Source organism: Polynucleobacter sp. AP-Melu-500A-A1 (assembly GCF_018882125.1).
GTDB lineage: Bacteria > Pseudomonadota > Gammaproteobacteria > Burkholderiales > Burkholderiaceae > Polynucleobacter.
In genome coordinates this window covers 517,654-538,892 of sequence record NZ_JACVOZ010000002.1, presented here as the reverse complement: position 1 = coordinate 538,892, position 21,239 = coordinate 517,654, and the positions used below count along the sequence as shown (strand labels likewise).

General features: G+C 44.9%; 17 protein-coding genes and 1 tRNA gene. 13 read left to right on the top strand and 5 right to left on the bottom strand.

Features of this window, described 5'->3' with window-relative positions:
- Positions 1-8 precede the first annotated feature (8 nt).
- Entirely contained in the window at positions 9-644 is a 636-nt protein-coding gene (gene pdxH / locus ICN38_RS06070) for a pyridoxamine 5'-phosphate oxidase (protein ID WP_216256155.1), read from the bottom strand.
- 22 nt (positions 645-666) lie between these two features.
- Here pdxH and ICN38_RS06065 point away from each other — a divergent pair, with 22 nt between their 5' ends.
- The 5 genes from ICN38_RS06065 to pepN all read left to right on the top strand — a co-directional run bounded on the left by ICN38_RS06065 (position 667) and on the right by pepN (position 7,580).
- Entirely contained in the window at positions 667-1,419 is a 753-nt protein-coding gene (locus tag ICN38_RS06065; protein ID WP_216256154.1) for a ThiF family adenylyltransferase, read from the top strand.
- A 280-nt stretch (positions 1,420-1,699) separates the two neighbouring features.
- A complete protein-coding gene (locus tag ICN38_RS06060) occupies positions 1,700-3,025 on the top strand; it encodes an amino acid permease (protein ID WP_255562749.1) in 1,326 nt (441 codons plus the stop codon).
- A 12-nt stretch (positions 3,026-3,037) separates the two neighbouring features.
- A complete protein-coding gene (gene ald, locus ICN38_RS06055; protein ID WP_216256152.1) occupies positions 3,038-4,156 on the top strand; it encodes an alanine dehydrogenase in 1,119 nt (372 codons plus the stop codon).
- A 195-nt stretch (positions 4,157-4,351) separates the two neighbouring features.
- Positions 4,352-4,927 (top strand): TMEM165/GDT1 family protein, encoded by a 576-nt coding sequence (locus ICN38_RS06050; RefSeq protein ID WP_216256151.1) that lies wholly within the window; start codon positions 4,352-4,354, stop codon positions 4,925-4,927.
- Between the two features lie 43 nt (positions 4,928-4,970).
- Entirely contained in the window at positions 4,971-7,580 is a 2,610-nt protein-coding gene (pepN, locus tag ICN38_RS06045) for an aminopeptidase N (protein ID WP_216256150.1), read from the top strand.
- A gap of 9 nt (positions 7,581-7,589) precedes the next feature.
- On the opposite strand, the gene ICN38_RS06040 is transcribed toward pepN, so the two are convergent.
- Together ICN38_RS06040 and ICN38_RS06035 are read right to left on the bottom strand one after the other, a co-directional pair.
- Positions 7,590-7,973, bottom strand: coding sequence for a type II toxin-antitoxin system VapC family toxin (locus ICN38_RS06040; RefSeq protein WP_216256149.1), 384 nt, complete (start codon positions 7,971-7,973; stop codon positions 7,590-7,592).
- A 2-nt stretch (positions 7,974-7,975) separates the two neighbouring features.
- Positions 7,976-8,179, bottom strand: a complete 204-nt coding sequence (locus tag ICN38_RS06035; RefSeq protein WP_216256148.1) for a type II toxin-antitoxin system VapB family antitoxin — start codon at positions 8,177-8,179, stop codon at positions 7,976-7,978.
- 186 nt (positions 8,180-8,365) lie between these two features.
- Between ICN38_RS06035 and ICN38_RS06030 the strand changes: the two genes are divergently transcribed.
- Complete coding sequence (locus tag ICN38_RS06030) at positions 8,366-9,364, top strand: class 1 fructose-bisphosphatase (RefSeq protein ID WP_216256147.1); 999 nt, start codon at positions 8,366-8,368, stop codon at positions 9,362-9,364.
- Positions 9,365-9,449: 85 nt separating this feature from the next.
- Here ICN38_RS06030 and cphA (ICN38_RS06025) read toward each other — a convergent pair whose 3' ends face one another.
- Positions 9,450-12,020, bottom strand: coding sequence for a cyanophycin synthetase (gene cphA, locus ICN38_RS06025; protein WP_216256146.1), 2,571 nt, complete (start codon positions 12,018-12,020; stop codon positions 9,450-9,452).
- Positions 12,021-14,213, bottom strand: a complete 2,193-nt coding sequence (cphA, locus tag ICN38_RS06020) for a cyanophycin synthetase (protein WP_216256145.1) — start codon at positions 14,211-14,213, stop codon at positions 12,021-12,023.
- Between the two features lie 200 nt (positions 14,214-14,413).
- Here cphA (ICN38_RS06020) and ICN38_RS06015 point away from each other — a divergent pair, with 200 nt between their 5' ends.
- The 7 genes from ICN38_RS06015 to ICN38_RS05985 all read left to right on the top strand — a co-directional run bounded on the left by ICN38_RS06015 (position 14,414) and on the right by ICN38_RS05985 (position 21,229).
- Positions 14,414-16,747: an ABC transporter ATP-binding protein gene (locus ICN38_RS06015; protein WP_216256144.1), complete on the top strand. Its 2,334-nt coding sequence runs from the start codon at positions 14,414-14,416 to the stop codon at positions 16,745-16,747.
- Complete coding sequence (locus ICN38_RS06010; protein ID WP_216256143.1) at positions 16,744-17,220, top strand: DUF1854 domain-containing protein; 477 nt, start codon at positions 16,744-16,746, stop codon at positions 17,218-17,220. Before ICN38_RS06015 ends, ICN38_RS06010 begins: the two co-directional genes overlap by 4 nt.
- 15 nt (positions 17,221-17,235) lie before the next feature.
- A tRNA-Thr gene (locus tag ICN38_RS06005) sits at positions 17,236-17,311 on the top strand.
- A 285-nt stretch (positions 17,312-17,596) separates the two neighbouring features.
- Positions 17,597-18,601, top strand: coding sequence for a tripartite tricarboxylate transporter substrate binding protein (locus tag ICN38_RS06000; protein ID WP_216256142.1), 1,005 nt, complete (start codon positions 17,597-17,599; stop codon positions 18,599-18,601).
- An 84-nt stretch (positions 18,602-18,685) separates the two neighbouring features.
- Entirely contained in the window at positions 18,686-19,213 is a 528-nt protein-coding gene (locus ICN38_RS05995; protein ID WP_216256141.1) for a tripartite tricarboxylate transporter TctB family protein, read from the top strand.
- A gap of 42 nt (positions 19,214-19,255) precedes the next feature.
- On the top strand, positions 19,256-20,755 hold the full coding sequence (locus ICN38_RS05990) for a tripartite tricarboxylate transporter permease (RefSeq protein ID WP_216256140.1): 1,500 nt from the start codon (positions 19,256-19,258) through the stop codon (positions 20,753-20,755).
- A 99-nt stretch (positions 20,756-20,854) separates the two neighbouring features.
- Entirely contained in the window at positions 20,855-21,229 is a 375-nt protein-coding gene (locus ICN38_RS05985; RefSeq protein WP_216256139.1) for a DUF2946 domain-containing protein, read from the top strand.
- Positions 21,230-21,239 lie beyond the last annotated feature (10 nt).

Here is a 21,239-nt window from a genome sequence, read left to right as displayed (position 1 = left end):
ATTGATTGCTACGGTGCTAGGCGATGAATTTTCCAGCTGGTGCCTTCAAGCTTGTAATGAATGCGATCATGAAGTCTAGAAGGGCGCCCCTGCCAAAATTCCATTTCGGTAGGTTGAAGGCGATAACCACCCCAATTTCCTGGGCGCGGAGGCGCATCACCAAATTGCACTGTAAATCGTTTCTCAGCCTCTTCTAAAAATTCTCTATTCGGAATAGTGGAACTTTGGGGTGATGCCCATGCTCCAATTCTGGAGGCAGGAGGACGTGAGTGAAAGTATTCATCACTCTCAGCAGCGGTAACCTGTTCTACAAGCCCTTGAATTCTTACTTGACGCTCTAACTCGTGCCAATGAAAGAGTAGAGCTGCCTGTGGGCGTATCGCTAAATCCCGGCCTTTTTGGCTTTCGTAATTAGTGAAGAAGGTAAAGCCGTTCTGATCAGCGCCTTTTAGTAAGACAATACGAGCTGATGGATTGCCCGCTTGATCGGCTGTAGCTAAAGTCATGGAATTGGGTTCTGGACATTCTGCCTTTACAGCCTGATCAAACCAAAGCTGAAAAAGGCCCAGTGGATTGTGAGGAACTTCAGTTTCAGAAAGCTGACCGAAGGTATAGTTTTTGCGAAGTTGTGCAATCGAGTCCATTTGTTCAGTATAAAGAGAAGCTATGGCAGAAGACAATATAGAAGACAGCATAGAAATTCGACGTTTCGGAGGCGTATCCAGGCTCTATGGAGCCGAGCTGCGCGAGCAATTTCATCTTGCTACGGTGGTGGTAGCCGGTTTAGGCGGTGTGGGTTCTTGGGCTGCTGAAGCTTTAGCTCGAACTGGCATTGGTCATTTGGTGCTGGTGGATTTTGATCACATCGCTGAGAGTAATACTAACCGTCAATTGCACGCCTTAGAGGGGCAGTACGGAAAAGCAAAAGTGCAAGCGATGAGCGAGCGCATTAAACAAATTAATCCTAACATTTCCTTAACAGTCTGTGATGAATTTCTAGAACCAGAAAATCTAGATGTAATAGTGCCGAAAGATGCATTGGTATTAGATGCAACCGATTCAGTGCAAACCAAAATTGCTTTGGTACTTTGGGCTACGCAAAATAATCGATCGCTCGTCATGTGTGGTGCTGCGGGAGGTAAAACCGATCCTACCTCAGTCAGGTGTGATGATCTCTCGCGCACTGAACAAGATGCATTGTTGGCAAAGGTAAGACAAGGATTGAGGCAAGATCATGGTTTCTCAAGAAACCTCAAGAAAAAAATGGGAGTGCGTGCCATCTACTCTCATGAGCCCCGTACCGGAGCTTCCAGTGGGGGGCTAGCCTGCTCTGGTTATGGTTCGACCGTTGTGGTAACCGCTGCTTGTGGCTTAGCTGCAGCTGCTGAGATATTAAATCTGATTGCTGCTCAGCCTTAAACCCTTAAGGGGAATCCCTGTAGGAAATTACGGATTCTTTTGCAGTCAATAATAAAAACTTTCATTGCAGACTCTTGATTTATATGAGCGTTTTATTTTTAAGCGCTCATTTTTATTTATTTAATCACTTTCGATATTTTTAGGCCCTAGTGCTTATACAAACTCCTCCCTAGACTTTGCCTCGTTGGTAAATCGCCAACGACAAATCGAAAGGAGGTCTCTTTTGCAGACTGAAAACAATGGCTTAAAACGCCACCTTAAAGTCCGACACATTCGCCTGATGGCCTTAGGTTCAACAATTGGTGTTGGCTTATTTTTAGGCTCAGCAAGCGCTATCCAAATTGCAGGACCTTCAATCTTGCTTGGGTATTTGTTAGCGGGGATTGTGGCGTTTATTGTTCTGCGCACGCTTGGTGAAATGGCTGTGCATGAACCCGTTGCCGGTTCCTTTGCTGCCTATGCCAATACTTATGTTGGGCCGCTAGCCGGATATATGGTGGGCTGGGGGTATTGGACCTACTGGATAGTTGTCGGTATTGCAGAAGTTACTGCGGTTGGCATTTACATGGGCATCTGGTTTCCTGAAACTCCTCAGTGGATCTGGGCTCTGTCCTCCATCGTGATGATGGGTCTGATCAATCTCATTGCCGTAAAGGTATTTGGAGAGTTTGAGTTTTGGTTTGCCTTGATTAAGGTTGTGGCTATTGTTGCCATGATTGCCTTGGGAGGATCAGTCATTCTCTTTGGTTTTACGAACGATTGGCAACCTATTGGCTTAAGCAATCTTTGGCAGCACGGCGGCTTCTTTCCAAACGGTATTAGTGGCATGTTGCTTTCATTGCAAATGGTTTTATTTGCATATGTCGGAATTGAAATGATTGGCCTATCTGCTGGCGAAGCGGAGAACCCACGTAAAACAATTCCAATGGCAATAGATTCCCTGGCTTGGCGTATCTTGATTTTCTATATGGGTGCTATCTTGGTTATCCTCGCCATCTTTCCTTGGAATGAGGTAGGTGAACAGGGCAGTCCATTTGTTGTGATGTTTGAACGCATTGGATTGCGCGAGGCAGCGGGCTTAATTAATTTTGTGGTAATCACCGCTGCACTTTCATCTTGCAATGCTGGAATCTTTAGTGGCGGTAGATTGTTATATGCACTTTCAGTGAACGGCTATGCTCCCGCACCATTTGCAAAATTATCTCGCTATGGCGTTCCTCATCGCGCGGTAATGGCTACAGTTGTAGTTTGTATGACTGGTGTAGTGCTGAATTATTTTGTGCCCGATAAGGCTTTTCAATACATCATGGCTGCAGTCACTTTTGTGGGCCTGATGGTGTGGATTGCCATCTTATTTACCCAGATGAAATTCCGTGGCTCACTAACTAAGGCCCAAGTGGCAGAGCTTAGTTATCGCGCACCTTGGTGGCCCTATTCCTCATGGTTTGCTCTTGCGTTTATTGCCTTAGTAGTCGTTCTGATGGGCTTTCATGAGGATGCACGGATTGCGCTGGTATTGGGTCCGTGTTTATTGGGCGTGTATCTAGCAATGTTTTATGTTGTTGGCCTACATCGCAAAACTAAAACAAGTCGTGAATTTAAATAATTGGAGATTGCAATGATTATTGGTGTACCTCAAGAAGTAAAAAATAATGAATACCGGGTGGGTTTGACTCCTGGCAATGTCAGTGGCTTATGTAAGCAAGGTCACTCAGTTCTGATTCAACGTGGTGCGGGTGAGCAAATAGGCTTGAGTGATGAGACTTATCGTATCGCTGGCGCTACCTTGATTAATAGTGCAGCGGAAGTGTTTCATAAAGCGGAGATGATTGTGAAGGTGAAGGAGCCACAAGCACAAGAATGCGCCATGTTGCGTGAAGATCAAATTCTATTTACTTATCTTCATTTGGCGCCCGATCCAAAACAAACTAAGGCCTTGATCGATTCAGGAGCGACATGTATTGCCTATGAGACAGTGACTGCCATGAATGGTGCATTGCCTCTCTTGGCGCCGATGAGTGAAGTTGCAGGCCGGATGTCTATTCATGCAGCAGCCTCTCATCTTGAAAAGTCACATGGTGGCCTAGGAGTGCTTATGGCTGGTGTTCCTGGTGTATCGCCTGCAAAAGTGGTGATTTTGGGTGGCGGAGTAGTAGGACGCAATGCATTGCAAATTGCAGTGGGTATGGGAGCCGATATTTGCATCTTTGATAAAGATATCGATCGCTTACGTCAAATTGATGCCTTGTATGGCAATCGAGTGCGCACTTTCTATTCCGATAGCCTCCTGATAGAGCAAGAAGTACGTGAGGCAGATGTCGTTGTTGGTGCTGTTTTGCTTCCCGGTGGAGCAGCTCCAAAATTGGTTACTCGTGAAATGGTGAAGAAAATGAAAACAGGAGCAGTGATCTTAGATGTTGCTATCGATCAGGGCGGCTGCTTTGAAACTTCTAAGCCAACAACTCATGCTGACCCAACATTCTTGGTAGATGGTGTGCTGCACTATTGTGTCGCTAATATGCCAGGAGCTGTTGCAAGAACTTCTACCTTTGCATTAACCAATGCAACCTATCCATATGTTGAAGCTTTGGCCAATCGAGGCGTGATTCAAGCTTTATCGATTGATCATCATTTACGTAATGGTCTTAATGTACACAAAGGCTTTTTAACTTCTCAGCCGGTTGCACAAGCTCAGAAATTAGACTTTGTTTTGGCAGAGGAGTTCTTCGTCGCTTAGGCATTGATTGAATTAGGTAGTGAAGAGGGGGCGTTTCAGGTAAGGGGTGCTTAGATAGACCTCATGACTTGGGCGCCCGCCTTAATTATTTCAATGTAATTTAGGGATAGGGACTCCAAGGCTCTAAACTATCCCTATGCATTGTGTTTGGATGCCCCTCAAATATTGATAGATAACATCTAAGCTACTGAATTTATGGACTCTTCTGCTTTATTGCTCTCCACTGGTGTGGTTGCTTTGGCTGAAATGGGGGATAAAACTCAGCTTTTGTCTTTGATGTTGGCTGCCCGATACCCCAAACAGGCTTTGGCGATCATTGCTGGCATTTTTATAGCCACTATCGCAAATCACGCCTGTGCAGCCTTACTAGGCCACTGGTTAACTACTTTGCTTTCGCCAGATGTCATGCGCTGGATTTTAGGTTTGAGCTTTTTGGGTATTGGTTTGTGGCTTTTGGTACCAGACCATATTGATGATGCAGGTGGGTCTAAGGTTGCCGATAGAGCATTCCCAGTTTTTTTGTTGACTGTAGGCCTCTTCTTTTTGGCGGAGATGGGTGACAAGACACAAATTGCGACGATTGCTTTAGGAGCTCGCTATACAGATGTATTTGCTGTGACTGTCGGCACAACTTTGGGGATGATGTTGGCAAATGCGCCAGCCGTTTGGATTGGTCAGAAATTTACGAAGCGGATGCCAATTAAGTGGGTGCATGCTGTAGCAGCAGTCACTTTTATTGCTATCGGTATCGCGACCCTCGTGTGGGCTTAAGCCGCACCTCACGCACTTTCTAGACAAGACTTAAAATCATTCCATGAAAACCGATCTCCCGCAGAGCTTTCGACGGCTCGAATACCGTCCTCCTATTTATACCTTTGATCAGGTGGAATTGGATATCGCTTTGGATCCAGTTCGAACCATCGTGAAGAGTCGTCTTGAAGTGCTTCCTGGGCAGGGGTTTGAAGTTGGCGCACCCTTGGTATTGGTGGGGCAGGAGCTTGAGTTTATTAGCCTTCGTATTAATGGCCAAGCCCATCGCCAATTTGAATTAACACCTGAAACACTCACGATTCAGGGTTTACCAAATGATGGCAAGGACGTATTCACTGTTGAGATTATTTGTGTATGTGCTCCAGAGAAAAATACGAGCTTGATGGGTCTGTATGTTTCCAATGGCAATTTCTTTACGCAGTGTGAGGCAGAAGGCTTTAGAAAAATTACTTATTTTCTAGATCGGCCCGATGTGATGGCACGCTATCGCGTAACCTTGCGGGCACGTGAATCAGAGTGTCCAGTCTTGTTATCCAATGGAAACTTACTGGGTACCGAACAATTACCTCATGGTTGGCATAGCGCCACTTGGGAAGACCCATTTCCAAAGCCATCCTACCTATTTGCCTTAGTAGCTGGAAAGTTGGAGTGTATTGAAGAAACTATTACTACGAGTAGTGGTGCTAAAAAGTTACTCCAGATTTGGGTTGAGCCTCATGACTTGCCTAAGACACGCCATGCCATGGATTCTTTAATTGCTTCTATTCATTGGGATGAAAAGCGCTTTGGTTTAGAGCTGGATCTTGAGCGCTTTATGATTGTTGCGGTGGGTGATTTCAATATGGGCGCTATGGAGAATAAGGGATTGAATATCTTCAATACCAAGTTCGTATTAGCACAACCAGAAACTGCTACTGATGCAGACTTTGCGAATATCGAAAGTGTTGTTGCGCACGAATATTTTCATAACTGGACAGGTAATCGCGTTACTTGCCAAGACTGGTTTCAGCTTTCCCTTAAGGAGGGATTAACCGTTTTTAGGGATCAAGAGTTCTCAGCAGATCAAATGGGAAGTGAATCCGGTAGGGCTGTGAAGCGTATTGAGGATGTGCGATTGCTGCGCCAATTACAGTTTCCTGAAGATGCGGGTCCCATGGCGCATCCAATCCGACCGGATGAGTATCAAGAAATTAATAATTTTTATACCGTCACTGTTTATGAAAAGGGATCGGAAGTCGTGCGGATGTACCAAACCCTATTAGGTAAGGATGGGTTCCGTAAGGGTATGGATTTGTATTTCAAGCGCCATGATGGTCAAGCTGTGACCTGCGATGATTTTTTGGCAGCAATGGCTGATGCAAATAACCGGGATCTTTCACAGTTTAGAAATTGGTACAGCCAAGCCGGAACTCCGCGAGTCAAGGTGCAAGAGCAATATGACGCAGTAAATAAGCAATTTCATCTCACCTTGACCCAAAGTTGCGGGCCAAGTCCTGGACAGCCTGAGAAAAAACCTTTCCACATTCCTTTAAAGATGCGCTTGATCACTGCAGGCAATGATCAAGCAGAGCAATTATTGGAGTTAACTCAAGCCAGTCAAACCTGGACATTTGATGGCATAGAAGAACGTCCAGTACTGTCAATTAATCGTAATTTTTCAGCGCCCGTCAATTTAGATTTTGAACAAAGTGAAGCTGATCTTTTGACGCTCTTTAATGGCGATGATGATCCATTTAATCGCTGGGAAGCTGGTCAAAAATTGGCTATGCGAATGATTTTGAATCATCGTTTACCTGATGCCAAGTTAATTGAAGCTTATCGCAATGTATTACTTGATCCCAATTTAGATCCTGCATTTAAGGATTTGGCTTTAACACTCCCCGTTGAAACCTATTTATACGAACAGTGCTCCAGCGTTGATCCTCAGCAGATTTTTACTGCGCGTCGTGCCTTCCGTCAGGAAATTGCTAAGCAGTTACAGCTTGAGTGGGCAGCCTTATACCAACAAATGCAAACGCCGGGACCATTCCAGCCTGATGCTGTAAGCGCCGGCAAACGCGCTCTCAAGAATTTAGCGCTGAGCATGTTGCTCGATGCCGATGTCACTACTTGGGCACCAATGGCAGTCAATCAATATCGTATTGCTGACAATATGACCGATCGTTATGCAGCTCTAGCAGCATTGGTGATGAATGGAGCCAAAGCCGCCCAGGAATGCTTAGTCGATTTCTTTAGTCGCTTTGCAAAAGAGCCATTAGTGATTGATAAATGGTTTGCACTCCAGTCTAGTAGACCGCCAGTTGATGGCTTAGATTTAACTTTAGTAGATGTAAAGCGTTTGCGCGAGCACCCAGCATTTAAGTTGAACAACCCTAATCGGGTACGCAGTGTGATTCATGCTTTTTGCTCCAATAATCCTGCGAGTTTTCATCAGGCGGATGGAAGTGGATATGAATTTTGGGCTGATAGTGTTTTGGCACTAGACCCCATTAATCCGCAGGTTGCTGCGCGTTTAGCTAGAGCCTTAGATCGCTGGCGTTTATTTGCCCAGCCCTATCAAAACAAGATGAAAGCAGCTCTAGAAAAGGTTGCAGCTTGTCAAACCCTGTCTCCAGATGTCAAGGAAGTAGTAGGTAAGGCGCTAGGAAATTAAACAACTCAATCAATGAGCCTGGTGCTTATAAGATATTCCCAGTGGCAGTGCGAGGGACCCTAAATCTTTATCCAAAGTCCAAAGTAGCGTATTTTCAGTGATTAAGCTTGATGCCAGTAGTGAAACATCAATCGCGCCACAACCTGATTCAAAAAGTTTGTACTTTTCAATAAATTCCAAGATTTCATTGGGGCTTGCTACTTTTGCTTGCTGCAATGTCTTGAGATAGTAAAGAGTTTTTGATCTAGGCGAGGGAGGGCTCCCACAAGCTATTTCCATCAAAACTAAAGGATGACAAAGAATTTGATCATTGAGTAACAAACCCTCAAAGATTGGATTTGATTTTCTAAAGTGTGCGACCCAGACCGATGTATCCGCCAAAACCATTGGCATAGTTAAAGTCCGCTCTTTGGTTTACGTCGCGGAATACTCTTCATTTGGGGTGCTTTTCCACCGAGCGCTGCTAATCGCTTGCCTATTTGAACTCTTACAAAGACATTAATTGCCTCACGAAATAAGTCTGCTTTATCCATTCCTGGGTCAGCAAGCTCCAAGCCCTGTTGGTATAGATCATCATCTATGGTTACAGTAGTTCTCATCTTATATCCTCATCAATTTAGATGCATTTTAACATCAATATTATCATCATATAATGAACAATAACCCTAAATAAAGGGCTTATTGCTAAATGAATGTAGAGAAATCCACTTTTATAGTTCCCATCTCAGAACAAGGCAAAATAGAGTGCAATAAGTCACTTTGGCATTCAAAACGGAGAATTACCTTTGTCGAACAGTCACAACATCAATTTCAGGCGCTATCTAGAAACGGCTAAGCCAAAGGGTTCTGCCGTACCTGCTGGCTTGCAAGAGCTCTTACTGGCTGTTGTCGATACTTGTTCAACCTTGAGCCATGAGGTTGCTCAAGGCGCCTTAATTGGTTTATTGGGTTCAGCTGGTACCGGTAATGTTCAAGGTGAGGTTCAACAAAAGCTCGACATTATTGCTAATGATTTATTAATTGAAGGTGTACAAGCTTGTAAATCCTTGGCAGGTCTTGCTTCTGAAGAAATGGAATTGCCAGTTCCAGTTCAAGGTAGTGGCGATTATTTGCTCTTATTTGACCCGCTTGATGGCTCGTCCAATATTGATGTGAATGTCTCCATTGGTACCATTTTTTCAGTACTCAAAAAACAAGATCCTAAGGCGCCCTTAGAAACAGCTGATTTCTTATTATCTGGACGTCATCAGGCGGCCGCAGGATACGTAGTGTATGGCCCCCAAACCACTATGGCACTCACTTTAGGTGACGGCGTGGTCATGTTTACTTTAAATAAAGTGACTGATGAATTTCTATTGATCAAAGACCCTGTCACTATTTCACAATCTACTAAAGAGTTTGCCATCAATATGTCCAATATGCGTCATTGGGCTGATCCCGTGCGCCGTTATGTTGAGGAGTGTTTAGCAGGAATCAGTGGCACGCGGGGCAAAGACTTTAATATGCGTTGGATTGCCTCGATGGTGGCAGATGTTCATCGTGTGCTGTCTCGTGGTGGAGTCTTTATGTATCCATGGGATCAGCGCGAACCTAATAAGCCAGGTAAGTTGCGCTTAATGTATGAAGCTAACCCGATGAGTTTTTTGGTAGAACAAGCTGGCGGCGCCTCCATCAATGGTACTGATCTCATTATGGATCTTGAGCCTACGGATTTGCATGAGCGCGTCTCGGTTATGTTGGGATCTAAGGAAGAAATTGATCGCTTACAGCTCTACCATGCATAAATAATCTATTGATTCCAATAAAAAACCCAATCAAACGATTGGGTTTTTTATTGGTGAAGCCAATTCATGATTTGGCAGTGAAATCCTAAGGCCTGACCTTTTGTTTGAGGTAGGCGAGAGACTCTTCCACCTGATCAATGAGTATTAAGCAGATATCTCCGGAATCAAGATCTTTGAGTGCGGTATCGATAGCAATAAATTCCCCATGAATTTCTTTCACTTGTTTCGCTTTGGTGGCGCCAACCAAGCCCTCTTGCAAAAGCTTTAAAACTTCGCCATCTTCACGGCCACGCTGACAAGCATCTTGATACAAGATGACATTATCAAACGTGTTTCCAAGGATACGTGTAAGGTCGCGAATATCTTCATCGCGACGATCGCCTGCGCCACTAATGACGACATGGCTCTTCTTGGGCTTCATTGCTTGTATGGCACTTGCTAAAGCACGCATTGCATCAGGATTATGACCATAGTCGGCAATCACAGTTGCACCATTGTGCTGGAATTGGTTAAAGCGACCAGGTACGGCATTAGCAGTACTCTCAAAGCTGTGTAGACCCTTCGCCATTTTTTCTGCATCCAGTCCTAGTGCCCATGCAGCACCAATCGCAGCCATTGCATTTTCCAATTGAAATCCGAGTACACCGTTTTGGGTTAATGGGATTTCGCTAACAGGGAAGCGATACATCACGCGTGAACCTTTGGAGGCGACTATATAAGTACCATCAAAGTAGATCACTTTTTTATTTTTAGCGCGGTGGGCAGCAATCACGGGATGGTGCTGATTTTGTGCAAAGAAGATTACACGTCCAGCACATTTATCACCCATTTTGACCACGATAGGATCTGCTGCATTTAGGACAGCGGCTCCAGTGGGGGCAACGTTTTGTACGATAACGCGCTTGAGAATAGCCAGATCCTCCACACTAGAAATGTAGTTCAGACCTAGGTGATCCCCTTCGCCAATATTAGTTACTACTGCAACTTCACAGCGATCAAAGCCTAAACCTTCACGCAATAAACCACCACGGGCTGTCTCAAGAACCGCGGCATCGACATCTGGGTGCATTAATACATTGCGCGCACTCTTAGGCCCACTGCAATCGCCAGTATCAATGAGGCGATGGTTGATGTAGACACCATCAGTGCCAGTCATGCCTACGCGAAGGCCGGTCTCATTAAGTAAGTGAGCAATCAGTCGTACGGTGGTAGTTTTGCCATTGGTACCAGTAACAGCAACCACAGGAATACGACCATCTTCTCCAGGAGGGAACATCATATTGATGATGTCTTCACCAACAGGGCGACTCTTTCCATAGGAAGGCTTTAAATGCATCCGTAGACCAGGCGCTGCATTCACTTCAACAATGCCTCCGCCTTGCTGCTCTAGTGGTTGATAAATAGCTTCACAGAGAATATCAACACCAGCAATATCTAGGTTAATCATTTGCGCAGCAGCAATAGCGCTTGCTGCAACATCGGGATGAACATCGTCGGTGACATCGGTGGCGGTACCACCAGTACTTAGATTAGCGTTATTACGCAAGAGAACCCGTTCACCTATTTTAGGAACGTATTGCGGAGATAGACCAGAGCTTGCTAGATGGGCTAGGGCAATATCATCAAAACGAATTTTAGTAAGTGCTGTGGCGTGGCCATCACCCCGCAATGGATTTTTATTTTCTAGATCTACTAATTGAGCAACCGTGTGAGTGCCATCACCAACGACTTGTGCAGGTTCACGACGTGCAGCTGCAGAAAGACGATTACCCACTACCAGTAGACGATAGTCAGCGCCCTGGATATAGCGTTCAACAATAGTATTGCGACCAAAGGCTTGGGTCACCTCAAACCCGGCACGCACCTCCGCCTCGGTTTGAATATTAGCAACTACACCTTTACCTTGGTTACCATCTTTAGGTTTTAAAACAATGGGGCCGCCAATTTTCTGTGCAGCCCGCCATGCATCGTCGGCATTATTCACTACTTCGCCAATGGGAACAGATACGCCCGCTGCGGTGAGTAAGTTTTTGGTGAGTTCTTTATCTTGAGCAATCGCTTCTGCGATAGCGCTGGTATCACTAGTTTCAGCAGCCTGAATTCGCTTTTGCTTACTACCCCAGCCAAATTGCACCATACTGCCTTCAGTCATGCGGCGGTAGGGGATGTTTCGTTGAACTGCGGCATCCACAATAGAGCCTGTGCTTGGACCAAGCCGCACATCTTCGTATAGAGCCTCTAATTCTGAGAGGGCAGCAGTCAATTCAAATGGGGCATCGTTTAGGGTGGCTTGTATTAGCGCAAAGCCGAAGTCAAAAGCCATTCGCCCAACAACCTCTTCGCTATATTCCACTACTACTTGATACACGCCAATATCAACAGTTTGCACTGTACGACTAAAGGTGACTGGACAGCCAGCTTGAGCTTGTAAACCGAGTGCAGCATACTCTAAGGCATGGGCGAGAGATAAAACTTCGTTTTGTCCCCCACGACGCATATTGCCTAATTGAGGAAAGCGTTCGCGAATCTTATTTTCAAATTGCGGAATGGAATCTATGGATCGCTCTGTCTCTTCACAAGAAACAATTGCCTCAAGAGAGGTATGGCGGCTCCATAAATTAGGGCCGCGTAACATACGAATACGGATGATTTCCAATTAAGCCCCTGCTACGGTGTTGGTCTCGGTGACAAATGTTTCTGCACCAGCTTCAATAACATTAAATGGAATTTCTAATGCCCAAGCAGCAGCAATGGCAGCCCCTAGATTCATTGCCTTCCAAGGAGACGCGACGCTAGATTCAGAGTGGCGTGGAACGGGAATACTTTTTTGATCGAGCTTGCCCGATTTGAGTGTGATTTGCTGTTTACCAACCAAGACTGCACGACCCCCATTTTGAAGATGGGTTTTAACAACTTCAGAATCGGGATTTTCGCTAAAAAAGATGACTTCACCATCACACAGCTCGGCCATTTGAACAATCATTGGATCATCGGCATTTAAGACGCCAATACCATTTGGTAGTACTACATCAATTTGTGTTCGCACAACGCTAAAGACCTGATCTTCATCATAGATAGCGTACTGAGGAAAGTTTGCTTTGGGATCAATATTTAAAACAACACCAACTTGACAGCGATCGTAAGCTAAACCTTCGATCAACATCGAAAGGTGATTATTTTCAATAACTGCTGCTTCGACAGCGCGATTCAATAATGTGCGACGTGCATTTTCCCAATTAGAGGTATTGGTATTTAGGATTGCCCTGTTGCCAAAAAATAAACCTTTACTGCATGACAGACCAACATACACATTGGTTAAACGCAGAAAATGGGCAACCATTTCAGCTACAGGTGTTTTACCTTTATCACCGCAAATGCCAACAACTGGAATACGACAGTTTACGCCGGGAGGAAAGAGGTGATTCGCAATCTCTTTGCCGACTGGTTGGGGTTTGCCGCTGGCTGGTTTTAAATGGAATATTAAACTGGGCCCTGCATTGACCTCAACAATTGCAGCATTTTGTTCTGCCATGGGCTTACTAATGTCTTGCGCAACTAAATCAATACCAGCAATATCAAGGCCAACAACTCGCGCTGCTAGGGCTACTTGACTCGCTACATCAGGATGAACTAAATCAGTGACATCAAAAGCGACGTTTCCATTACTTTGAATTAGTACTTTTTGATCAATCACTGGAATACTTTCTCCAGTAAGCTTTTGCCGAGCAAGCTCTAGTTCAACAGCGGAATCAATACGAGCGGGATTGAGAGGGTGCTCTTCAGATTTACCACGACGTGGGTCTGAATTAATTTGAATGTCAATCAGTTCACGAACAGAATGTTTACCATCACCAGCAACCCAAACACTCTCACCTTTAGCAGCAGCAACCACCTTATTTCCAACAACCAATAATCGATGCTCATCGCCAACAATATGGCGCTCTACTAAAACCTCGCTACCTTCTTCAATCGCTACTGCGTAAGCCGCTTCAATTTCATGTTGGGTGTAAAGATTGATAAAGACACCGCGACCATGATTACCATCAATAGGTTTAACAACTACAGGTAAGCCTATATCTTGGGCAGCATCCCATGCATCTTCGGCACTGGTAACGGTTCTGCCCTCTGGAATTGGAACTCCAGCACTTGCTAATAAGCTTTTGGTAAGGTCTTTGTCTCTTGAAATGGTTTCTGAAATGGCGCTAGTGCTATCGGTTTCAGCTGTCCAAATACGTCGTTGTTTGGCGCCGTAGCCTAACTGAACTAAATTGCCCTTTGAAAGACGAATCGAAGGAATTCCACGCTCTTCAGCTGCATTCACAATACATGCAGTGCTAGGGCCTAGTAATAAATCATCGCCTAGATCGCGCAATTTTTCTACTATGTCTTGGACTAAATCGACGGGATCTTTTGTATCTTGAACCAGGGCTAAATACAAATCACGAGCATATTTGAGTGCAGTCAGCGTTACTTCTTCATTGTTTGCGCTCACCATTACTTTGTAGACACCACGACGATCACCATCACGGGCTTTACCAAAACCACCCGGAATGCCGGCTAAATTTTGTAGTTCTAAAGTGAGATGCTCAAGAATATGAGCTGGCCATGTGCCTTCTTCAACACGCTTTAAAAAGCCCCCAACCTCACCATAACTACAGCGATGTTCCTGAAGACTGGGTAGTGCTTTGACTAGGCGATCGTAAAATCCAGGTATGAGATCGGAGGGGTAGTCCTCAAGATCACCAATGTCAAGCCAAACCTCAAGGACGGGATAATAGGTCCACATATTTGGACCGCGCAGATGCTTAACACTCAGAATCTCAATCGATTTGTCTAGTAATTGGGGCATTTACGGTATTGCGAGGCTAGGCGCCATATTTGGCGGGATGCGTCAGACAGTCTCTCTGTTTTAGTTGTTATTGAAAATCCACAAAATTGGCAAAAATACTGGAAAAGGCATATATCAACAATTTAACGGCTTCCTAGTCGCTAAAGTTGACAGGATCAATAAATGTAAAACCCCATAGCTCCACTATACTTTTAGTGTCAATGAAGCCTGAAATCCTACCTTTTGCCCCTATCATGCCAAGCCACTGGCAAGCCGCATTAGGGGCTTTGAAATCTCCAGTACCCAATCTTGAGGCAGCGCTTGCATGGGTAGAGCTGGACTTGGGATCGGATCTGCGCTTTGAGAAGAGCCTTCTTTTGCTAACAGAGCAGGGCTTGTTTTGGACTGACGGCACATGCTTAGAGACGTGGCCACTAGAACAGTGTGGGCGCCTAAGTCATGGAGATCATGCTGGAGTGGGTCATCTCAAACTGGAGTCTGATGAGCATTTACTCAGAATCTGGCATTTCACCTTGGCAGTCAATCCCCAAATCTTGCGGCTTCAATCAAGCTTTAGGCAACTCACTAGTAGTCACCTTGAAAAGCAAGCGGAGGCAAGTGAATACGATAAGCAAGTTTGTCCGGTATGCCTGAGCCCAAAGCCTGCGAATTCAGATGTCTGTCCAACGTGCGATCCTGAAGATGATAAACCTGCATCGACATGGACATTATTTAAGTTATGGCGTTTTGCAAGGCCATATAAAAAACAACTCTTATTAGGTTTTGTATTGACCTTGCTCTCTACGGGAGCAACCCTCATTCCCCCTTACCTCACAATGCCTTTAATGGATCATGTGCTCATTCCATATGAAAAGGGTAATCCCATTGACTTCCATTTAGCGAGTTTGTATTTGTTTGCACTTTTTGGTGCGGCCATTGTTGCTTGGGGCTTGGGATGGTGGAAGACGTATTTATTGGCATTGGTCAGCGAGCGCATTGGCGCAGATTTACGCAACACCACTTTCGAGCATTTACTCAAGCTCTCTTTGGAGTATTTCGGTGGTAAGCGCACCGGGGATTTGATTGCCCGCATTGGCGCTGAGACCGATCGTATTTGTGTATTTCTCTCTCTGTACGCACTGGATTTCGTGACAGATGTTTTGATGATTACCATGACGGCAGCGATCTTGTTTTCGATTGATCCGCTCTTAGCTTTAGTCACCCTCGCTCCTCTACCATTCATCATTTGGATGATTCATGTGGTTCGTGACAAATTACGTTTTGGCTTTGAGAAGATTGACCGCATTTGGTCAGAGGTCACCAATATTCTGACAGATACGATTCCTGGTATCCGTGTAGTTAAAGCATTTGCCCAGGAGGATCGCGAACTAAATCGTTTTGTCGAATCCAATAAACATAACTTACAAATTAATGATCGCGTCAATCGTGTATGGGGTATGTTTTCGCCAACAGTAACTCTCCTGACTGAAACAGGATTATTAGTTGTTTGGGGATTTGGTATTTGGCAAGTTGCTCATCAAAAGGTGACGGTTGGGGTATTGATAGCGTTCTTAGCCTATATCGGTCGTTTTTATTTTCGACTAGATTCGATGAGTCGTATTGTGTCGCACACCCAAAAGGCAGCTGCAGGCGCAAAGAGAATTTTTGATATTTTGGATCACGTCTCGAGTGTTCCAGAGCCCATTAATCCTCCGCCTTTAGCAGATGTGAAAGGGCGTATTACTATGCGTGATGTGGGCTTCCGCTATGGAAACAGAGCCGTGACTAAAGGGATTAATTTAGATATTGCCCCTGGTGAAATGATTGGCTTAGTGGGCCATAGTGGATCGGGCAAGAGCACCTTAGTGAATTTGATTTGCCGTTTTTATGATGTCAGCTCAGGAGCTATTACTTTAGATGGGCGTGATATTCGGAGTATTGGCATCGCCGACTATCGTAAGTGTATAGGCTTGGTGCTACAGGAGCCGTTTTTATTCTTTGGCACGATTGCTGAAAATATTGCGTATGGCAAACCAGATGCATCTCGCGAAGAAATTATTGAAGCAGCACGCGCTGCTCATGCCCATGAATTTATTCTCCGATTACCACTAGGCTATGACTCATTAGTAGGTGAGCGCGGTCAATCTTTGTCTGGTGGTGAGCGTCAACGTATTTCAATCGCAAGGGCGCTCTTAATTAATCCAAGTATTCTGATTTTGGATGAGGCCACATCTTCTGTGGATACCACTACTGAAAAAGAAATTCAGCGTGCTTTAGATAATCTCGTAAAAGGGCGCACCACTATTGCGATTGCTCATCGCCTTTCTACATTGCGTAAAGCAGATCGATTAGTTGTTTTGGATAAAGGTGAGATTGTAGAGATTGGCTCACATGAGAAATTGATGGAGGCTGAGGGTGCGTACTACACCTTATATCAAGCGCAACTTCGTCACGCTGCGGAGTTAGTGGAGGGCGGCGCTATCGGAGAAAGCCTCGATGAACAGGAAGAAGAGCAACTGCAAGAGCTTGCCAAAGATACAGGGGGAGGCGTATGAGCTATCAGCGCAAAACCCATCAACTCGAACGCGATACATTAGGCCGCTTGATATTGATTGATGCAAATGGTACCCGCCATATCGGGGTTCATCCAGTCCGAGCTTTTCCAATTACAGCCCCTGGGGCCGGAATTGGGATCATGGATACCTCGGGCAAGGAGTTATGTTGGTATCCAGATGTATCTGCTATACCTGAGTTAGAACTAGGGTTGATAGAAGAAGAGTTGGCTACGCGGGAATTTATGCCCGTTATTGAGAAGATTACGCGAGTATCTACGTACGCCACTCCTAGCATTTGGGATATCGAAACAGATCGTGGTCCAACCCGTATTCGCCTGAAAGGGGAAGAGGATATTCGTCGAATTGCGGGCAATACCTTATTGATAGCCGATTCAAATGGTCTGCAGTTTTTGATCAAAGACTCCACCAGCCTAGATAAGGTCAGCAAAAAGCTATTAGATCGATTCCGTTAGAATCATTTTTAAACCGCCGCTTTAGCTCAGTTGGTAGAGCAGTTCATTCGTAATGAAAAGGTCGCCAGTTCGATTCCGGCAAGCGGCACCAGCCCTCAAATCTAGGGAATACCCTTAATTCCTAAAACCATTTTTTTCAGTAGCCTTGTATCAATCGGGATTTTGAATTTGTACGTTTTCTGTTTAGATGAAAGTACACTATCCTCAGTCTTTGGCTTGATTTATCGGGGTTTCTACTGGATTGACGAAGCTCATGCGAATCGATTTTCAAATTATTGATGGCAGTCAAGTTCAACTTGAACATCTTGTTTAAAAATCACTATCACATTAAATAAGCCAAAGTAAATTGGCAAAACATTTTTGGAGGCACATTTTTATGAACAAAAAGTTTAAAGGGGCATTGATTTCCACCGCATTAGCCCTCGGTGTTGTTGGTGCATCGCCTGCGTTTGCAGCATGGGAACCTAATAAACCAGTTGAGTTCATTATTCCTGCCGGTCCTGGTGGCGGTGCTGACCAAATGGCGCGCATGATTCAGGGGATCATCACTAAAAATAATTTAATGAAGCAAGCGGTTATTCCAGTGAATAAAGGTGCTGGTGCTGGAGCTGAAGGCTTCTTGGCAATTAAAGAAGCTAAGGGCGATCCAAATAAGATCATCATTACGCTATCTAATTTATTTACTACTCCATTAGCTACTGGTGTACCTTTTAACTGGAAAGAGATTACGCCAGTTGCAATGTTGGCCTTAGATCAATTTGTTCTATGGGACAACGCAGATAAGCCATACAAGACAGCCAAAGAATATATCGAGGCCGCTAAAGCCGCGGGCCCAGGCAAATTCAAGATGGGCGGGACCGGCTCTAAGCAAGAAGATCAAATTATTACCGTTGCTTTAGAAAAAGCGACTGGTGCTAAGTTCACTTACATCCCATTCAAAGGGGGTGGTGATGTGGCTGTACAGCTGGTTGGTAATCATATTGATTCTTCTGTAAATAATCCAATTGAAGCGGTTGCCCAATGGCGTGCTAACAAGTTGCGTGCACTTTGCGTATTTGACGACACTCGCATGCCTTACAAAGAAAAGATTACTGATACTCAGTCTTGGTATGACGTTCCAACCTGTAAAGAAGCTGGCGTTTCGACTGATTACGTGATGTTGCGTGGCATCTTTATGGCGCCAGGCGTTTCCCAAGAACAAGTAGACTTTTATATTGACTTGTTCAAGAAAGTACGTGCTACACCTGAATGGAAAAAGTTCATGGCGGATGGCGCATTCAATCAAACCTTTATGACCGGTAAAGAATTTAATAACTGGTTGACTTTAAATGAAGCACTTCACAAGCAGTTAATGGCTGAGGCTGGATTCTTGGCTAAGTAATGAGGTATTCATGAATTAGGGCTTCCATTGGGAGTCCTAATTTTTAAGTAAATGTACTAATCCTTTTCTTAATGAATAAAGCAAATGTCTGAACATAAAAACAATTCAAATCAAGATTCCGTCATCAGTGTGAGGGCGATGGATATCATCACCTCGATTCTCTTTTTGGTCCTAGGAGTCGTGGTGATGGTTGGTAGTTTGAAGTTGGGTGCTAGCTGGGGCAGCGATGGTCCAGAGGCTGGCTATTTCCCTTTCTACATTAGCTTAATCTTCATGCTTTCCAGTACTGTGACTTTGTATCAAGCGGCGATTGTGGATAAGAATCAGAAACCGGTTTCTTTTGTAGACAAAGAATCCTTCAAGCAAGTCATGGCCGTATTGTTACCGGCGATTGTATTTGTGCTTGGCGTTCAATTCATTGGTATCTATGTCTCATCAGTGTTGTATATCGCCATCTTCATGGTCTGGCTTGGTAAATACCCAATCTGGAAGGCAATTGTTGTATCTCTTGGAGTAAGCGTCGCTCTCTATCTCATGTTTGAGTTCTGGTTTCAAGTTCCATTACCACATGGCTCTTGGTTTAATCCACTCGAGTTTGTTGGCGTGAACTAAAAATATAACGATTAAAAAAGATTAGAAAAGAAGGAGTTCAAGTTGGAAGAAATTAGCGCTCTATTCAGCGGCTTTGCCGTTGCAATGACACCCTTTAACCTGTTGCTGATGTTAGTTGGTGTAACGCTTGGTGTGATCATCGGTGTTCTCCCTGGTTTGGGTGGCGCTAACGGAATTGCGATTCTGTTGCCATTGACCTTCACCATGCCACCAACCTCTGCCATCATCATGCTCTCTTGTATTTACTGGGGTGCGCTATTTGGTGGGGCGATTACATCAGTCCTCTTTAATATTCCTGGCGAGCCTTGGTCTGTAGCTACTACCTTTGACGGCTACCCAATGGCTCGTAATGGTAAAGCAGGCGAGGCATTGACTGCTGCATTTACATCTTCTTTTGTAGGTGCATTTTTTGCAATCGTCATGATTACATTCTTGGCCCCTTTAGTGGCTAAGTTTGCCTTACAGTTTGGCCCCCCGGAATTCTTCTCGGTCTATCTGCTGACCTTCTGTAGTTTTGTGGGTATGAATAAGGGCTCACCATTTAAAACTATCTCTGCCATGATGCTCGGCTTTGCTTTGGCTACTGTGGGTATGGACACTGTGACAGGTCAATTGCGTTTAACTTTTGGTAATCCCGAGTTGATGCGCGGTTTTGACTTCTTGATCGCTGTGATCGGTTTGTTTGGTATCGGTGAGATTCTGCTGTCGATGGAAGAGGGTCTTGCGTTCCATGGTGCTGCCGCTAAGATTCGTCGCCAAGTGGTTTTGGAGACTTGGGCGAAGTTACCTAAGTACTGGGCTACATCATTACGCAGCTGCTTGATTGGTTGCTGGATGGGTATTACTCCAGGCGGCGCCACGCCAGCTTCGTTCATGTCTTATGGCGTTGCTAAGCGTATGTCTAAGAATAGTGAGAACTTCGGTAAAGGTGCGATGGAGGGTATTGTTGCTCCAGAAACAGCAGCTCATGCCGCAGGTACTGCTGCATTGTTGCCAATGCTCTCTTTAGGTATTCCAGGATCACCAACTGCTGCAGTTCTACTCGGCGGATTATTAATTTGGGGTTTACAACCAGGACCATTGCTCTTCGTTGAGAAGCCTGACTTTGTTTGGGGCTTGATTGCGAGTATGTACTTGGGTAACTTGGCTGGCTTGTTCGTAGTCTTAACTTGCGTGCCACTGTTTGCTTCCATTTTGAGAATTCCGTTTTCCATCATTGCACCAGTCATTATTGTGATTTGTGCGGTTGGTGCTTATACCGTTCATAACGCAACCTTTGATGTTTGGTTGATGCTCGGTTTTGGTGTACTCGGCTATGTCTTTAAGAAGCTGGATTACCCGATGGCGCCGATGGTCTTGGCATTGGTGTTGGGCGATCGTGCAGAAGACTCCTTCCGTCAGTCCATGCTGATTTCTCAAGGAAGCTTAGATGTATTCTTCTCTAACTATTTAGTAGCTGGCATTACTTCAATAGCTTTGTTATTACTCTTCTGGCCTGTCATTGGTAAAGTGATTGGCAAGAAGAAAAAGGCTGCAGCATAATTAATGTGGTCTGGTCATAAGCCAGTTTGGGATAGCAAAAAGGGGCGTAAGCCCCTTTTTTGTATTCCTACATCAGAAATCCGATAAAATTCCATCAACATGAAATTCCACAAAAACCGCCTCATTCACTGGATTGCTGCTTTTGCAATTGCCATGAGTGCACTTGCTCCAGCAATGTCACAAGCGGTATCGCTTGTAAAGGGCGGCCATGGATTTGCCATGGAGATTTGCACAGTCGATGGTAGCAAGATGCAAATTAATATTCAGACTGAAGGGCAGTTAGATCAGGCGGAACAATCACAGCCTTGTCCTTATTGTCTAGCCCATAGCACCATTACTCCAGCTTTTAATACCAATCTGACATTTGGGGCGCCGCAATCCTTTGCGTTTTTGCCTCAGCTTTTCTATCAATCACCCAAGCCACTCGCTGCCTGGGTAACACCTCCTTCAGCAGCACCTCCAGTACAAGCCTAAATCTATTTAG